The organism is Acidimicrobiales bacterium (genome assembly GCA_030747595.1).
Lineage (GTDB): Bacteria > Actinomycetota > Acidimicrobiia > Acidimicrobiales > MedAcidi-G1 > UBA9410.
The window spans coordinates 84014-100609 of the sequence record JASLKK010000011.1; the positions used below are offsets into that span (position 1 = coordinate 84014).

The window sequence follows — 16596 nt, forward strand, 5'->3', positions numbered from 1 at the left end:
TCCCGAACCGGCAGGCCACCAGTGCCCCATGGATCGAATCACCGGCCCAATCGCCACCGATGATCCGGACCGACGGCACGGTCAGCTCGCACTACTGAAGCCCACGGTGAGCAGCGCGCCGAGCGACGTGATCTCATCGCATCCGTCCGACCCCTCCGTCAGCAAGTCGAGCAACGGATCGGCCACTAGGTCGGCGGCCACGTCGCGCAACGGCACCAGGACAAACATCCGCTCAAACATCCGGGGATGGGGCACCACCAGGTCGGGCTGGTCGACCTCCTCGCCGTCGACCCACAACAGGTCCACGTCCAACGTGCGCGGACCCCAACGTTCGAGTCGCACCCGCTTGGCGGCCGCCTCACAACGCTGAGCCACCTCCAACAAGGCGCGGGCCCCCAGGTCGGTCTCGAGGCGCACCACAGCGTTGAAGTACGAACCCTGATCGGGTCCACCCACCGGCGAGGTCTCGTAGACGTCAGAGACTGCGACCACGTCGGGCAGGCCGTCGACGGCGCCCTGCAGCAGGGCCCGACGGTCACCCAGATTGGAACCCAAGGCCAGCAGGGCCCGGTGGGTCATGAGGTGCGGTGGATCCGCACCCCGCTGGTGGCGAGATCCACCGGGACCGGCGGGCGAAGCTTGCGAACCACCACGGTAACGGCGTCCACCCCGCCGATGCCCAGGACGGCATCGGCGATCCGACCGGCGAACCGCTCCAGCAGATCGAACGACTCGCCGTCGGCGATGCCGGCCACTAGACCGGTCAGGCCCCCGTAGTCGACGGTGTCAGCCAGGTCGTCGCTGACCGAGGCTGTCGACAAGTCGGCGTGCACGTCAAGGTCTACCTCAAAGGGCTGGCGACGGGTCTTCTCCTCAGGGAGCACCCCACAGATGGCCACCACCCGAAGGCCCCGTAGCTCGATCCGGTCACTCACCCGGCATCCCCATCTTCACTCGCGGGCGGATCGGCCGGGGCGACGAGGCCCACGATCTCGCGACCAACGGTGCCCAGCGGGCGCTCGGTCAGACGCTCGGCGAACGAGATGGCCTGCGGGCCGGCCGCCACGAGGCCCGACCACAGGAGCCACGCCCCCATCACGCCGCACACCACGTCATTGAGTTCCTCGCGGTGCACCAATACGCAACGGCCCTCAGCACTGTGCTCGTCGATGGCCCGGCAAACCTCCTCGAGACGCGCCACACCGTCAGTGGCGCCGCTGAACGGCAGGTGCACCCATGACTGGTCGAAGTCGTCGTAGTTGTGGAGGTTGTGGTCGCTGGCCAGCAGGGACAACACGGTCTGGAAGCCATTCTCACGGATCCAGATGATTTCCTCCTGACGTCGGACCCGGCGGTGGCCCTCCCCGACACCTCCCGGTCGTTCGCTGACCGCTATCCGGTCCTTGACAATCCATGTGAACCCGCGGGGAACGATCCCCTCAGCCCACTTCCCGCGCATCACCATGAGGACACTGTGCCGCAGATCGTGGTCATCCGACCACCCTTGCTGCTCCGACCGTGGCTCGCACGTCGTGGGCACGCACAATCTGCACACCGCGGGCGAACGACCAGGTAGCCATGGCCACCCCCGCCTCAGCCCGATCCTCCGGCGGAGTTACCCGATGATCGCCATCGCTGGCGGCCGTCAACTCGCCGAGGAACCGCTTGCGGCTCACCCCAAGGACCACTGGCCATCCCGACGCCACTAGTACGTCGATGTGTCGGACCAAGGCCATGTTGTGAGCCGTCGTCTTGCCGAACCCGATGCCCGGATCGATCCACACCTCGGGTACGCCGGCTGTCCGAGCCACCGCTGCCCGGTCCAACAGGAAGGTCTGGACCTCGGCCACCACGTTGTCGTACACGGGTTCCTGCTGCATGGTCCGCGGGTCGCCCTGCATGTGCATGGCCACCCATCCCACCCCGAGGTCGGCTGCCACCTCGTGCAGCCCAGCACTCACGTCGTTGATGATGGACGCGCCGACCGCCACGGCGGCAACCGCAACGGCGGCGTGGCGGGTGTCGATCGAGAGACGGACCAGCCCGGCGGTGACTACTGGGTCGGCAGCCAACGCCTCGATGACGGGCACCACCCGGGCCAACTCCTCTTCCTCGCCGACCGGATCCGCACCGGGTCGGGTCGACTCGCCCCCGACGTCGACAATGCACGCCCCCTCGTCGACCATGGCCCGTCCATGGGCGACGGCCGCTGCGAGGTCGAGATAGCGCCCACCGTCGGAGAATGAGTCGGGTGTGACGTTGAGGACGCCCATGACGCCGCCAGTAGGGCCGAGGGCCATCGTCAGCGGCGGCGGTTGCTCTCGATGAACCGCATGGCCTCGAGGCGGGTGGAGACCTCGTCGCGGAACACCCCGTGGACGGCCGACGTCACGGTCTCCGCACCGGGCTTCTGTACTCCACGCATCGACATGCAGAGGTGCTCGGCCTCGATCACCACGAGCGTGCCCTGGGGGTCGAGCGTGCGCTGGATGGCGTCGGCCACCTGGGAGGTAAGCCGTTCTTGAATCTGCGGGCGACGGGCATAGCCCTCGACCAGGCGAGCCAGCTTGGACAGGCCGGTGATCATCCCGCCCCGACGGGGGATGTAGGCCACGTGGGCCACCCCGAAGAACGGCACAAGGTGGTGCTCACACAGCGAGTACAGCGGGATGTCACGGACCATGACCATCTCGTCGTGGTCGACGTCGAACGTCTTGATGAGGTGGTCGGCGGGTTCCTCGTGCATGCCGCTGCACACCTCGGCGTACATGCGAGCCACCCGGGCCGGCGTCTCGCGGATCCCGTCACGGGTAACGTCCTCGCCGATCGCCTCGAGGATCTCGGCCACCGCTGCCTCGATACGGGGAAGATCCACCTCGAATCTCACGCGGGGGACCTCGCCACCGTCGGGTCGGCGGCGGACTCCTCGGGAGCCACGTCCACGATGCGGATGTCAGGCAGGTTGCGGAATTTCTCGTCCACGTCGAGGCCGTAGCCGACCAGGAAGTCTGACGGGACCCGGTAGCCCTCGTAACGCAGGATCGACTCGTCCACCTTGTGGTTCTCGCGCACCAGCAGGGCGCACACCTCGAGGCTGGCCGGGTTGCGGGCCAGCAAGTTGCGACGCAGGTAGTTCAGCGTCAGGCCGCTGTCGATGATGTCTTCCACGAGGATCACGTCACGACCAGCCAGGTCCAGGTCGAGGTCCTTGACGATGCGAACCACGCCCGACGAACGGGTGGAGTGGCCATAGGACGAGACGGCCATGAAGTCGAACTCGACCGGTAGGTCAATTGAGCGGGCCAGGTCGCTCATAAACATGAAGGCGCCCTTAAGGACGCCAACCAGAAGGGGTTCGCGGCCGGCGTAGTCAGCGGTGATTTCCTCGCCGAGAGCCTGCACCCGTGCCTTTAGGTCGGCGGCCGAGACCATCACCGAGGACGCGGTATAGCGGCCCACGGTCAGCGGATCCGGCACGGCGGAAGAGTCGCTGGCCATGGCGGCGACCCTAGCGGGGCTCAAAGACCAAGAACCCCGCCGAACGACGGACCCGGTGTCCACCGGCCACCTCGGTGGCTACCACACGACCTCGTACCACGTCGAGCACCCGGTCGACCGATGCCTGATCAGGTGGCGGACCCGTGGGGTGACCGGCAATCGGGCCGGTGAGCTGGACAGTGAGCCAGCGACGCACGGCCAGGCGGACCAGGTCGTCAGGCAGGTCGGCCACGGACCGCACGTCGGCCGGGTCCACGTCGACCACCAGCCCAGCGAGCAAACCAGTGGCCTCGCCGGCCAGCGTGGCGTGACGAGCCAACAAGGGCACGGGATCTCGCCCGGCCACATCGGCCAGCAGGGGGAGCACCTCGTGGCGGACCCGGTTACGGGTGAAGCGGGGGTCGTCGTTACTCGGATCGTCGACCACCTTCAGGCCGAGCGCCGTACACAGTCCTCGGGTCTCAGTCCGACGCAGGGCCAGCAACGGGCGGCGATCCGGCTCACCAATACCCGCCGTTCCGGGCACGCCGGCACCCCGGAAAAGGTTCAGTAGCACGGTCTCGGCCTGGTCGTCCGCGGTGTGGCCGGTCAGCACCCCGACAGGCAGGGCGGCCCGCCGGATGTCACGGGCCCGCTGTTCGAGGTCGGGGCCATCGACCACCAGCCCGTCAACCGTGATGGTCGAAACCCCGAGGCTCAGAGCGTTGTGGGCCACCAGACGAACCTCGTCCGCCGAGGTAGAACGCAGCCCGTGGTCCACGGTCCAGCAGGTGACCTCCAGGCCGGCGGCGACGGCCAGCACCAGTAGCGCCGTCGAGTCCGGCCCACCGGATACCGCACAATCCACGGCGGTTCCAGCGGGCGGGAAGGCACACCGATCCAGCAACGGCGCCGTCGGATCGGCACCGTTGGCCACCGGTTCCCCGGGCGGGTCAACCGACTGGGGCCCGGTCAGGCCTTCAGTCGCTCGATCCACCGGTCCGGCTCACGGATCTCTCCCAGATCGGGCAGGTGGGACGGGTCCTCCCAGACCCGGTCCAGTAGCGCCGTACCCCCGTGGGCCTCCACTGCTCCGATGAACGCCTCACCCTGCGCGTACTGCGCCAACTTGGCCTCAAGGCCCACAAGCTTCTGGAACAGCCGGGTCACCCCCGAAGCGTTGCGGCGGCGATCAGCCATGACGCCGGCCATGCGGTCGGCGCCGTGCACGATGCCCTCACCGGCCCGGCCCATGGTCACGTCGCCATGTCCCTCCAGGAGGCTCATGAGTCCGGCGATACGGTCCAGTGCCACCTGCTGTTCGGGCGATGAGATGGCACCCAGCACCCCCGAACCAGCTGCACCGGACTCCCCGCCGCCCCCGGCCGACCGCTTCGCTGCCCGGTTGTCAACCAGACCCTTCAGCGAGGCCACCAGGTCGAACGACTCGGGTTGGGCGCCGTCCAACAGGGACTGCACGAGTCCCAGGTAGTGCGACCGCATCCACGGCACGCCGGTGAACTGTGCCCGGTGGGTGACCTCGTGGAGGGCCAGCCAGAGCCGGAAGTCGTGGCGGGGGAAGGCGTAGCGCCGCTCGAGGGCCACCAGATTGGGACCCACGTAGTACACGATGTCCTGGTCCTCGGCCGCCTCGTCCTCCACCACCAGCAGGTCGTACTGACCGAGCACCCGGGTAGACATCCAGCCCAGGACCACCCCCAGTTCCATGCCGCCCATCCGGACGGTCAACGCCGAGGGGGCATCCGACTCGTCGCTATCGGTCCCGCCTTCAGCAGCGTCGCCGAGGCGCTCGAAGAGGGGTCGTAGCAGGCGCTGCATGGAGGCCACGTTGGCCCGGATCCAGTCGTCCCGACCGACCACCCGGGCCCGGGCGCTGCCCGACAGCGAGCGTAGGCCGGTGGTAGCCGCCACAAGGTCTTCGGCACGCGAGGTGTGGACGTGGAACTCTTCGGTCAACCCGTCGAGGTGGTGGGCGCCGCCGAACGGCGCCCGATCAGCAATGCGGATCGCCACCCGCTCGGCCAGGTCCCAGTCCACGAACGACGATGCGCCCGAGGACGGGTCATCAGACATCGAACGGACCGTCGCCGGAACCGCCTGGGCGGACGACGTGCTCAGCGCTTCGGGAAGCGGGTCGAGGAGACCTTCTGGAAGTAGCCGACCAGGGTGGCCACGGTCAGAGCCAACCCGCCGATAGCCAGCGGCACGGCCAACCAGTAGTGCCAGATCACGCCTGCGAACAAGTTCATGGGTTAGATCCTAGGGGTTTGGCCCCCGCCGGCATGAAGCCGATCGGCGGGAGGCGGTGGATGCTCGGCGAGCCCGCGCGGGGAATCGAACCCCGGACCTATTCATTACGAGTGAATCGCTCTTCCGACTGAGCTACACGGGCCTGTACCGGCCCCAAGGGGTCGGCTACCCGGGCAGCGTAACGGCCTGCCTACTCCTCGGGTCGCCCCTCGAACGTCTCCCCGGAGCTACCCGGACCCCTCTTCGGGGACGTCACCGGGTCGGACCAACGGCGCCCAGGCCAGCAGCAGGCGCTTCTCGCCCTTGGAGGCGAAACGCACCACCGCCTCGGCCCGATCACCGTCTCCGTGGACGGCCAGGACCACTCCATCGCCCCATGCCCGGTGGACCACATCGTCGCCGACCCGGAGGCCCAACTCATGTGCCCCCGATGAGGACTCCCCGGGGCTACGGGTAGATCCCCCATTGCTCGAACCCCCGCCGAACACCCGGCCGGATGGTTCGGCGTCACGATTGGAAGATCGTCGGGGGGCGCCCAACCAGTCGGTGTCAGCGGACCGCGACCTCGATGCACCGGCACCAGAACCCGGCCAGCTGTCATCCTTTCGCCGGTTGGCCTTTCGGGTTCCCTCGGCGTCGACCAGCAGCTCTGAGGGGATCTCGTCGAGGAACCGGCTGGGCGGGTTGTACTGGGTCTGCCCGTGAAGCATCCGGCTCCAGGTGTGAGTCAGCATGAGGCGCTCGCGGGCCCTGGTGATGCCGACGTAGGCCAGGCGCCGCTCCTCCTCGAGTTCTTCGGGGTCGCCGAGGGCCCGCACGTGGGGGAAGACGCCGTCCTCCATTCCCACGATGCACACCACCGGGTACTCGAGGCCCTTGGCGGCGTGCATGGTCATGAGTACGACCTGCCCGGGATCAGTATCACTGGCAGCTAGATCGCCACCTTCCGGGTCGCCGCCTTCAGTGTTCTGGGCAGGAAGGTCATCGGTGTCGGCCACGAGTCCCACCCGCTCGAGAAACTCGTCCACGTCGTCGAACTCGCTGGCCACCCCGACCAGTTCGGAGAGGTTCTCCAGACGACCCTCAGCCTCGATCGACCGATCAGCCCGGAGCTCTTCGAGGTAACCCGACCGCTCGAGGGCCACCTCGAGGATGGTGGCCGGACCGTCGTCGACCGCTTGGGCGAGGGCATCAACCAGTTCGAGGAACGAGCGAATACCGGTGGCGGCCCGTCCCAACACCCCGGCAGCCTCAGAATCACGCAGGGCGTCGACAAACCGGACGTCCTTGGACGCCGCGTGGGCGTCTAACCGGGCCACTGACGTGTTGCCTACCCCCCGCTTGGGCACGTTCAGCACTCGCTTGGCTGCCACCTCGTCGGCCGGGTTGGTAGCCAACTTGAGGTAGGCCATGGCGTCCCGAACCTCGCGGCGGTCATAGAAGCGAAGACCGCCTACCACCTTGTAGGGCACCCCCAACATGACCAGCTGCTCCTCGACGGCCCTGCTCTGGGCGTTGGTCCGGTAGAAGACGGCCATGTCGGTCCACGGCCGACCTCCGTCGTGCAGGCGCCGGAGTTGGCTGACCACCCAACGGGCTTCGTCATTTTCGTCGTCGGCTCGGAAGCGGGTGATCGGTTCACCCGAACCTGCATCGGTCCACAGTTCCTTGGGCTTGCGGCCCCCATTCCTGGTGATGACGGCGTTGGCGGCATCGAGGATCGTCTGGGTGGACCGGTAGTTCTGGTCGAGCACGACCACCGTGGCATCGGGGAACGAACGCTCAAACTCCAGGATGTTGCGGATATCGGCGCCCCGAAACCGGTAGATCGACTGGTCGCTGTCTCCCACCACGCAGACGTTGCGGTGACCCGATGCCAGCAGCATCACTAGGTCGTTCTGGACCACGTTGGTGTCCTGGTACTCGTCGACCAGGACGTGCTCGAAGCGCTGTCGGTAGTGGTCCAGAACATCGGGGTGCTCCCGGAGGAGGCGGACCGCGTTGCCGAGGAGATCGTCGAAGTCCATGGCCCCGGCCGCCAGCAGGCGAGCCTGGTAGTTGACGAAGACCTCGCCGATCCGCTTCTCGTACGGGCCCGTGGCGTGCTCCACGTACTGCCCTGCCGTGCGTCCCTCGTTCTTGGCCGCCGAGATCGCCGAGTGCACGGCTCGGGCAGGGAACCGCTTGATGTCGAGCCCCTGGTCGCGCACCACGTAGCCGGTGAGGCGCACCGCGTCTCCCTGGTCGTAGATGCTGAAACTGGATGGAAAGCCAAGGCGATCGCCGTCGCGCCGCAGGATCCGGACACACGCCGAATGGAAGGTCGACACCCACATGCGGTTGGCCACCGAACCGACCAGTTCGGCCACCCGCTCCTTCATCTCGCCGGCTGCCTTGTTGGTAAAGGTGATCGCCAGAATGGCGAACGGCGACACGTCCCGTTCACCGATGAGGTGGGCGATACGGCGGGTAAGAACCCGGGTCTTGCCTGATCCGGCACCGGCCACCACCAGCAACGGGCCCGTCAGATGGGTGACGGCGTCGAGCTGGTCGGGGTTCAGCCCCGATCCGGTGTCGGAACCGCCATCCGGCGCAGATTCGGGTTCTGAGAGGGCCATCGGCCGCACCCTACCGGTGCCCGGTGACGGCCTTCCGGGCCGATCCGGGTTCGGAGGGAACCGCCACCGAGCCTCCCTTCGGACCGGGCCACCGGCCTGTTCTATTGTGCGGGCCATGACTCGTTCCTTCCGTTTTAGCGTCCAGGCCTCGGCACCCCGCCCCGCAGCTGAATGGCGTGAACTCGGCCGCCGGGCCGAGGACCTCGGCTACTCAGCACTCTCGGTCTCGGACCACCTCGACGCCGAGATGGCCCCGCTGATCGCCTTGGCTGTGACTGCCGAAGCCACACGAGATCTGCGACTGACCACCCTCGTGCTGGGCAATGACTTCCGGCACCCGTTGTTCCTGGCCAAGCAGGCCGCCACGCTGGACCTTCTCTCGGACGGCCGCCTGGAGCTGGGGCTGGGAGCCGGATGGAAGACCAGTGACTACGACCAGTCAGGGATTTCGCTGGATTCACCGGGTGTGCGAATCGCCCGCCTCGCCGAGTCCGTCGAGATCCTGAAGCGCTCCTTCGCCGAGGGGTCGTTTGACTTCGACGGCGAGCACTACACGGTGCGCGAACACGACGGGCAACCCACCTGTATCCAGTCGCCCCATCCGCCGTTCCTGCTGGCCGGGGGTGGAAAGAAGATGCTCTCGCTGGCTGCCCGGGAAGCTGACATCGTGGGCGTCAACGCCAACATGGCCGCCGGGGTCATCGACCAGCGGGCCGGCGCGTCGGCAACCGTGGAGGCAACCGACGAAAAGTTGGGCTGGATCCGCGAGGCGGCCGGCGACCGGTTCGAGGACATCGAACTCCAGACCCGAGTCCACATGTCCCAGATCACGGACGACCCGATCGGCCTGGCTGAGTTGATGGCCCCGGCTCTCGGACTGGACGCCGAGGCGGCGCTGTCGTCACCTCACGTGCTGATCGGTTCCACCGGCCAGTGCGTCGAAACGCTGCTGGCCTGGCGCGAGCGGTGGGGCCTGACCTACATCGGCCTCAACGAAGATTCGATGGTCGAGTTCGGACCCGTGGTCGAGGCCCTGGCCGGCGTCTGATCTTGGTGGTCGGGCCCGCCCACCAGAAACCGCCCATCTGAGCCCGACTACCAGAGTTGATCTGTGTAGCGGTCGGTACCGACCACGGTGCGCAGAAACGGTGATGCCGACGTGACCCTGCCCAGTCCAGAGGCCTCGAGGCGAGCCGCGTAATCCACGAAACGGTCCCAGCAGTCCCGCGGGTCGGTCTCCACGAAGAACAACTGCATCGTGGCCTCCGGCCCGATGGGTGGCGAGCCCAGATCCATGGGTGCGTTGTCGGTCATCTCGTCGCGGGGCACGGCCGCCCACTGGGCGCACGACGCCACAGGCCCGTCGGCCATGAGGCCGGGCAGGCCCTCGCCGTCTAGCCAGGCGGACAGGTCGTCGCCGGCGGTTCCATCGGGGGGCTCGACCACCGGTTCCACAACCACGGAGACCAGTGCGGCGTAGTGGTGGTCGAGGGCCACGTCGACGGGGACCGGATCGGCGTCGCGGTATCGGTTAGAGCGGTGCTTGTAAAGGACAGTGTGGGCGTGGCGCCGCTCCTGGAAGCCTCGGCCAGCCATGTAGAGCTTCACCACTTGGTCGGCACCCCAGGCGAAGTGGTCGTCGTGGTGGCCGTTCTCCACCCAGTAGACAGCCAGGTACGAGCCTCGGTCCACCGGTTTGTTGACCGAGTTGTCCTCAACGGGGAACCGCAGGTCCTTCATGGCCCGGGTGGCCACCCAGCGGCTTCCGGCAAAGCACCACGGCCCGGTCATACAACCGCCGTAGAAGTGGTCGCGCTCGTACCACCGGTTGTAGGCCACCTCGTAGCCCTTCTCGGGGTCTACCAGCGTGTAGAGCATGCTGCCCGCCGTCACGAGGTGCATGGGACCCATCTCGGGATCGTGGTTGTCGTCGGTCATGGATTGGTCTCCGGATCAGTTCAGCGGGGTTCGATGAGGATGGACGCGGTGGCCCGGCCGACCCGACCGTCCAGGTCGTAGAGCACGGCCTCGGACAGGCCGATGCCGTCACCGTCGTTCTTGTGGAGTCCCCGGATGCCGACCCAGTCTCCTACCGGGTCACGGAACGCGGTGACCGCGAGGTCGGCGTTGATGGTGGTCCATTCTTCGGGCGAGAGGTACTGGGCCGCCATGGAAGCCATGTCGGCCACCGTGGCCAGACGCACGAAGGCACTCGTTGGGCGCCCCTCGACCATCGTGTTGTGCATGCGTAGCCAGACCAGACCCGGTGCACCATCGCGGTACTCCCCGGTCCGACGGAACTCCACGGCCTGCAGGAAGGCCGGCACACCGATGCCGAACATGGTCAACAGAACCGGCTCGTCGGGCACCGGATGGGGCTCGTCGTCGGAATGTGCCGTCTTGTTCGGGTCAACGGGATTGGGCGTGTCCGAGACCCGCATCCTGAGTGAGGTGGCTCGGGCCACCTCCCGATCCTCGCCATCGAACAACGAGGCCCGCACGACCTGGATGCGACGGCCCGACCGAAGCACCTCGACCTCGGGGCGTAGCGGCGTCATGGGCGCGCCACGCATCATGTCCACGGTGTGGCGGGCCGTGCGCATGGGCGACGGGGCGGGCACCGCCTCGACCAGGTGGGCCAGGACCCCCGAGATCGGTCCGCCATGTTGGATCGTCGGATCCCACGGGCCGCCGGTCAGCCGACCGGGAATGAGCAGGCCGTCCTGTTCGGCGTAGAACGGCTCGTCGGAGTACGCGTGGTCCGTCTGGGCTGGTTTCCCGGTCACCGTCAGATCATGCCGTCCGGCCGAGCAGCGACAGGAGTCGGACACCCGCCGGTGCACCGTCGGGCGGCATGACCGTCGGACCGAAGTGGCCCGAGAGCGCGTCTGAACCAGCCAACGGCATCCAGAAGTCGAGGCACCGTTCGGCCAGGGCCTCGGGCAGCGCGATATCGGTTCCGCACGCCCGGGCTAGGTCCCAACCGTGGACGAGGTTCTCGGTCACCCGGAAGCCGATGATCACCGCGCCGGGCAGCTCGCCCACCGCGTAGGGGTGCATGGCGTCGAGCACACCGTCGACCGAAGCCGACTCGATGGCTGCCAGCACCGTGCCCCTCCAGGCGGCCATGGGGTTGAGTCCCAGGATCGACGGGTCGGCTTGGGACTCCCATGCCCCACCGTCGCGGAGCACCCGTGTGACCAGCGCCTCGCCGGTGACCACGTGGGCGACCAGCATGCGGACGTCCCAGTCAGGGCACCCAGTCTCGGCCATCCAGTCCAGTTCGGTTACCTCGGCGAGGCGTTCTCCGAAGAAGGCGCACGCCGAGGTGTAGGCGGCGAGGGTGTCAGTTCGTTCGCCGTCGGTCAACGGGCCCGGGCTCACTCCCACTCGATGGTGCCGGGCGGTTTGGACGTGATGTCGTAGGCCACCCGATTGACGCCGTCGACCTCGTTGATGATGCGGTTGGACATCTTCTCGAGCAGGTCATAGGGCAGTCGGGCCCAGTCGGCCGTCATGGCGTCCTCGCTGGTGACCGCTCGGATGATGATCGGTTTGGCGTAGGTGCGCTCGTCGCCCAAGAAGCCCACAGACCCGATGTCGGGGAGCACGGCGAAGGCCTGCCAGACCTCGCGCTCCAAGCCGGCGCTACGAACCTCCTCGCGGACGATCAGGTCAGCGGCCTGAAGGATGGCCGTGGCCTCCGGGGTGACCTCGCCGATGATGCGTACACCGAGGCCGGGACCGGGGAACGGTTGGCGCCAAACGATCTCGTCGGGCAGCCCCAACTCGGAGCCCACGGCCCGCACCTCGTCCTTGAACAGGTTGCGAAGCGGCTCAACGAGGGCGAAGTTCATGTCGTCGGGCAAACCACCTACGTTGTGGTGGCTCTTGATCTTGGCCGCATCCTTGGTGCCCGACTCGATGACGTCGGGGTACAGCGTCCCCTGGACGAGGAAGCGGGCGTCGGTGATCCCGCCCGAGGCATCCTCGAAGATCCGGATGAAGAGTTCGCCTATGGCCTTGCGCTTGCCCTCCGGATCGGTGACCCCGGCCAGCTTTTCGAAAAAGCGGTCGGCGGCCCGCACGTGGATGAGTTCGATGCCCTGAGTCTTCTGGAAGGTCTCGACGACCTGCTCGCCCTCGCCGGCTCGCATGAGGCCGGTGTCAACGAACACGCAGGTCAGTTGATCCCCGATGGCATTGTGCACCAGCGCGGCGGCGACCGCTGAGTCGACGCCACCGGACAGCCCGCAGATGGCCTGTCCGGTGCCCACCTGTTCGCGGATGGCATCCACCGACGAGTCGATGACCGAGGCCATCGTCCAATCCCCGGCACAGCCGCACACGTCGCGGACGAAGCGGCTGAGCAGATCCTGGCCGCATGGCGTGTGATGGACCTCGGGGTGGAACTGGACGGCGTACAAGCCGGCGTCGGGCGCCTCAAAGGCGGCCACCGGGGCGTCGGGCGACGAGGCGGTCACCGCGGCGCCGGCCGGCGGCTCGGTGATGGCGTCGAAGTGGCTCATCCAGACTGGATGGGTGCCGGTTCCAGCGTCAACCAGCAGGGCGCCTGGTTCGGCAACGGTCAGGTCGGTGCGGCCGTACTCTCCCCGCTCGTTGCGACCCACCGTGCCGCCACGCTGGTGCGCAACGAGTTGGGCTCCGTAGCAGATGCCCAGGATGGGCACGCCGAGGTCGTAGACGCCGGGGTCGATGCGCGGGGCGCCGGCCACGTGGACCGAAGCCGGCCCGCCACTGAAGATGATCCCGGACGGTGCCCGGGCGGCGAACTCCTCGGCCGTCAGGTCGTGGGGGACGATCTCGCTATAGACGTCGGCTTCGCGTACCCGTCGGGCGATGAGTTGCGCGTACTGAGCCCCGAAGTCGACGACCAGGATGCGGTCGTTGGCGTGGGCCCTCCCACCAGGGATCTTGGTCACTGGGTCGGAGCGGTAGGCCTAGTGGCCCATCCCGACGCCCTGGGACTTCTGCAACGCCTTGCCCTCGGTCTGGAGCGCCGGGGCCACCATGACCTCGGCCTTCTGAAACTCCTTCACGTCGACGTAGCCGCAGGTCGCCATCGAGGTACGCAGTCCTCCGAACAGGTTCAGTTTGCCGTCGTTCTCGTTGGCCGGGCCGAGGAGGATCTCCTCCAGCGTGCCCCGGGTAGTGGTCTGGACTCGGGCGCCGCGCGGCAGCGTCGGATGGAAGGTGGCCATCCCCCAGTGGTAGCCGTGGCCGGGCGCCTCGCTGGCGGCGGCCAACGGCGAGCCGATCATCACAGCGTCGGCGCCACACACGATGGCCTTGGAGATGTCGCCCCCGGTAGCCATGCCGCCATCAGCGATGACTTGGCAGTAGACGCCGGTCTCGTCGAGGTGGCGCATACGGGCCGCCCGAACGTCGGCGATGGCTGTGGCCTGCGGAACGCCGAGGCCGAGCACCCCGCGGGTGGTACAGGCGTGGCCGGGTCCGACGCCGACCAGCACACCGGCCGCCCCGGTACGCATCAGATGGAGGGCCGCCTTATTGGTGGCACAGCCGCCCACGATTACTGGGATATCTAGTTGACGGATGAACGTCTTGAGGTTCAGCGGTTCAACGGTGGACGACACGTGCTCGGCCGACACGACAGTGCCCTGGATGACCAGCATGTCGGGCTCGCCGGCCAAGATCTCGTCCAGCAGGGCATTGGTGCGCTGTGGTGTGACCGACACGCACGACACGACCCCGGCGGCGTTGATCTCGCGGATCCGCTCGGTGACCAGGCCGGGGATGAGGGGCTGCTGGTTAAGCTCTTGCATCCGCTTGGTGGCCTTTTCGGTCGGCAGTTCAGCGATCTCGGCAAGGACGGAATCGGCGTCCTCGTAGCGGGTCCACAGGCCCTCAAGGTTGAGCACGCCCACGCCGCCCAGGCGGCCAATCTCGATAGCGGTGGCTGGGCTGACCACGCCATCCATGGCTGACGCCATGAGAGGTAGCTCGAACCGGTAGGCATCGATCTGCCAGGAGATGTCGACGTCCTCGGGGTCGCGTGTGCGGCGGCTGGGGACGATGGCGATGTCGTCGAACCCGTAGGCCCGTCGTCCGCTCTTGCCCATCCCGATCTCAATCTCGGCCATGGTCACTCCCTGCCGAAGGTAATCGACTCCGCCCGGACGAGCCTCGGCGCTAGCCCCCGGAAAGAGTCGATTCTAGTCACGTGTGTCCCCGTCCGAAGGGGGACGCCAACCGTCATTTCGGGGCCCGCCAACGGGTACCGGTCAGGCCAGTTCGTCGAGTAGGTCGGCCAGTTCGGTGACGTGTTCAGCGGTGGTCCAGGTTCCGCCCACGGCCACCCGCAGCACGTACCGGTCGTCCAGGCGGGTGTGGGTCAGGAAGGCCCGACCGGAACCGTTGACGGCAGCCAGGAGGCGTTCGGAGGCCTCGTCGCCGTCGACGTGACGGAGGCACACCAGACCGAGGGACAGGGGTGCCACCAACTCGAGAGCCGGGTTGGCAGCCATCCGGTCGGCCAGGTCAGCCGCTGCCGCCACGTGGGCCCTGATGTGGGCTCGGAGGCCCTCTATCCCATAGGAGCGCAGCACGAACCACAGTTTGAGGGCCCGGAAACGGCGGCCCAGGGGCACCTGCCAGTCGCGGTAGTCGACCACCTCGCCGGCGTCGCTGGCCGCGTTGCGGAGGTAGTCCGGGACGATGGACAGCGAGCCGACTAGTGGCGCAGAGTCAGCCACGTAGAACGCCGAGCAGTCGAAGTTGGTGAGAAGCCACTTGTGGGGATTGAAGCAGTAGCTGTCGACCCGATCCAGGCCATCCAGCAGGTGCCGGTGCTCGGGGCACACGGTGGCCGACCCAGCCCACGCTGCATCCACGTGCACCCACGCCCCCAACGGTTCGGTGATGTCGCAGACCCGGGCCACCGGGTCGATGGCTCCTGACGACGTGGTGCCCACCGTGGCGACGACCAGGCACGGCAGGAGGCCCTCGGCCACGTCGGCGGCCACCATGTCGGCCAGAGCATCGGCATCCATGGCGAAGTCAGCGTCGGTGGGCACGGCCCGCAGTTGCTCGCGGGCGAACCCCGCCACCAGGACGTCCTTTTCGATCGACGAGTGGGCCTGGGCCGACGTGTAGATCCGCATTCTTGGCAGTTCGGCGGCACCCCCCGACCGGTCGCGGGCGGCAAGCACGGCACATAGCGACGCCGACGAGGCCGAATCCTGGATCACGCCACCACCGGGACCGGAGGAATGGAACCGGTCGGGAAGTCCGCAGGCCTCGATCAGCCAATCCAGGACCAAGGTCTCCAGCTCGGTGCAGGCCGGACTAGTCGACCACATCATCCCCTGTACGCCGAGGCCAGCCGAGAGCAGTTCGCCGAGGATGGCCGGTGGGGAGGAATTGGCCGAGAAGAACCCGTAGAAGCCGGGATGCTGCCATTGGGTAGTGGCCGGAGCGATGAGACGATGGACGTCGCCCAATAGATCAGCGAACGGCTCTCCGGTCATGGGTGGTGAACCCGGCAGCGATCGGTAGACCTCGCCGGGAGCCACATCGGACACGATCGGTCGGGCGTGCCCCCCATCGCGGTGATCGTCCAGGAAGTCCGCAATCCAGTCCACGGCGGCTCGTCCGGCGGCCCGGAACTCCTCGGACGTCATGTGTTTGGGGCCAGCCACGGATCCTCCTTCAATCGCATCGGTCATCGAGCCATCCTCATGAATCGGCCCGGTAGTTCCGGTGGTCGTCCACCCCGAGAGCAACGGCCAACAACTGGCGAAGCATGGCTGCCGTGGCGCCCCAAACAGTATCGCCGACCAGTTCAAAGAAGGTAATGATCCAAGGCTCTCCGTAGCGTGACCACTCCTCTTCCCGGTACACCTCATCGAGCAGTAGTTCGGACAATGGAACGTGGAGAACAGCCTCCACCTCGTCGGGATTGGGCACGAGGTTTGGTGGCCCGTCAAGAACGGCCACGTAAGGATGAATCAGGCTTCGACTACCCACTGTTACCAGGGGGTCCAGACGACCCAGCAGCCGGACGTCGGCCGGGTCCAGAGCAACCTCCTCGGTGGCTTCACGAAGGGCAGTGGCCCAGAGGTCGGGGTCTGTCGGATCATGGCGTCCACCGGGAAACGAGACCTCATGAGTGTGACTATCCAAATGCGGTGACCGGCGCGTCAGAACCACATGCGGTCCACCTCTGATTGGGTCGTCGTAGAGGGCG

At 67.3% G+C, this 16596-nt stretch carries 18 protein-coding genes and 1 tRNA gene; 1 reads left to right on the top strand and 18 read right to left on the bottom strand.

Going from position 1 to position 16596, the window contains the following annotated elements; genetic code table 11:
- Window positions 1-81: 81 nt before the first annotated feature.
- The 11 genes from folK to QF777_09695 form a co-directional block, all read right to left on the bottom strand.
- Window positions 82-579: a 2-amino-4-hydroxy-6-hydroxymethyldihydropteridine diphosphokinase gene (folK, locus tag QF777_09645; GenBank protein ID MDP6911810.1), complete on the bottom strand. Its 498-nt coding sequence runs from the start codon at window positions 577-579 to the stop codon at window positions 82-84.
- Complete coding sequence (gene folB / locus QF777_09650; GenBank protein ID MDP6911811.1) at window positions 576-935, bottom strand: dihydroneopterin aldolase; 360 nt, start codon at window positions 933-935, stop codon at window positions 576-578. Before folB ends, folK begins: the two co-directional genes overlap by 4 nt.
- On the bottom strand, window positions 932-1465 hold the full coding sequence (locus QF777_09655; protein MDP6911812.1) for a hypothetical protein: 534 nt from the start codon (window positions 1463-1465) through the stop codon (window positions 932-934). Before QF777_09655 ends, folB begins: the two co-directional genes overlap by 4 nt.
- 25 nt (window positions 1466-1490) lie before the next feature.
- Window positions 1491-2273, bottom strand: a complete 783-nt coding sequence (gene folP, locus QF777_09660) for a dihydropteroate synthase (GenBank protein MDP6911813.1) — start codon at window positions 2271-2273, stop codon at window positions 1491-1493.
- Between the two features lie 29 nt (window positions 2274-2302).
- Entirely contained in the window at window positions 2303-2887 is a 585-nt protein-coding gene (folE, locus tag QF777_09665) for a GTP cyclohydrolase I FolE (GenBank protein ID MDP6911814.1), read from the bottom strand.
- A complete protein-coding gene (gene hpt / locus QF777_09670; GenBank protein MDP6911815.1) occupies window positions 2884-3498 on the bottom strand; it encodes a hypoxanthine phosphoribosyltransferase in 615 nt (204 codons plus the stop codon). Before hpt ends, folE begins: the two co-directional genes overlap by 4 nt.
- Window positions 3499-3508: 10 nt before the next feature.
- Complete coding sequence (tilS, locus tag QF777_09675) at window positions 3509-4474, bottom strand: tRNA lysidine(34) synthetase TilS (protein MDP6911816.1); 966 nt, start codon at window positions 4472-4474, stop codon at window positions 3509-3511.
- The gene (locus QF777_09680) at window positions 4450-5571 is read right to left on the bottom strand and encodes a zinc-dependent metalloprotease (protein ID MDP6911817.1); all 1122 of its coding nucleotides are present in this window, start codon (window positions 5569-5571) and stop codon (window positions 4450-4452) included. Before QF777_09680 ends, tilS begins: the two co-directional genes overlap by 25 nt.
- 41 nt (window positions 5572-5612) lie before the next feature.
- Complete coding sequence (locus QF777_09685; GenBank protein MDP6911818.1) at window positions 5613-5747, bottom strand: hypothetical protein; 135 nt, start codon at window positions 5745-5747, stop codon at window positions 5613-5615.
- Between the two features lie 70 nt (window positions 5748-5817).
- Window positions 5818-5890: transfer RNA gene (locus tag QF777_09690), tRNA-Thr, on the bottom strand.
- Between the two features lie 85 nt (window positions 5891-5975).
- Entirely contained in the window at window positions 5976-8366 is a 2391-nt protein-coding gene (locus tag QF777_09695) for a UvrD-helicase domain-containing protein (GenBank protein ID MDP6911819.1), read from the bottom strand.
- 115 nt (window positions 8367-8481) lie between these two features.
- Here QF777_09695 and QF777_09700 point away from each other — a divergent pair, with 115 nt between their 5' ends.
- Window positions 8482-9414: a TIGR03621 family F420-dependent LLM class oxidoreductase gene (locus tag QF777_09700; protein ID MDP6911820.1), complete on the top strand. Its 933-nt coding sequence runs from the start codon at window positions 8482-8484 to the stop codon at window positions 9412-9414.
- Window positions 9415-9461: 47 nt separating this feature from the next.
- Here QF777_09700 and QF777_09705 read toward each other — a convergent pair whose 3' ends face one another.
- From QF777_09705 to QF777_09735, 7 genes are all read right to left on the bottom strand, one after another.
- Window positions 9462-10304, bottom strand: a complete 843-nt coding sequence (locus QF777_09705) for a hypothetical protein (protein ID MDP6911821.1) — start codon at window positions 10302-10304, stop codon at window positions 9462-9464.
- A 20-nt stretch (window positions 10305-10324) separates the two neighbouring features.
- Window positions 10325-11152, bottom strand: a complete 828-nt coding sequence (locus tag QF777_09710) for a thioesterase family protein (GenBank protein ID MDP6911822.1) — start codon at window positions 11150-11152, stop codon at window positions 10325-10327.
- Window positions 11153-11159: 7 nt separating this feature from the next.
- Window positions 11160-11750, bottom strand: coding sequence for a TIGR03086 family metal-binding protein (locus QF777_09715; GenBank protein MDP6911823.1), 591 nt, complete (start codon window positions 11748-11750; stop codon window positions 11160-11162).
- Window positions 11747-13309 carry a glutamine-hydrolyzing GMP synthase gene (gene guaA, locus QF777_09720; GenBank protein ID MDP6911824.1) on the bottom strand — a complete coding sequence of 521 codons (1563 nt, stop codon included), beginning with the start codon at window positions 13307-13309 and terminating at the stop codon, window positions 11747-11749. The genes QF777_09715 and guaA overlap by 4 nt, the downstream gene beginning before the upstream one ends.
- A gap of 18 nt (window positions 13310-13327) precedes the next feature.
- Entirely contained in the window at window positions 13328-14491 is a 1164-nt protein-coding gene (locus QF777_09725) for a GuaB3 family IMP dehydrogenase-related protein (GenBank protein MDP6911825.1), read from the bottom strand.
- A 141-nt stretch (window positions 14492-14632) separates the two neighbouring features.
- A complete protein-coding gene (locus QF777_09730; protein MDP6911826.1) occupies window positions 14633-16075 on the bottom strand; it encodes a pyridoxal-dependent decarboxylase in 1443 nt (480 codons plus the stop codon).
- A gap of 10 nt (window positions 16076-16085) precedes the next feature.
- The coding region (locus QF777_09735) for a CoA pyrophosphatase (GenBank protein MDP6911827.1) at window positions 16086-16596 on the bottom strand (511 nt) is incomplete at its 5' end.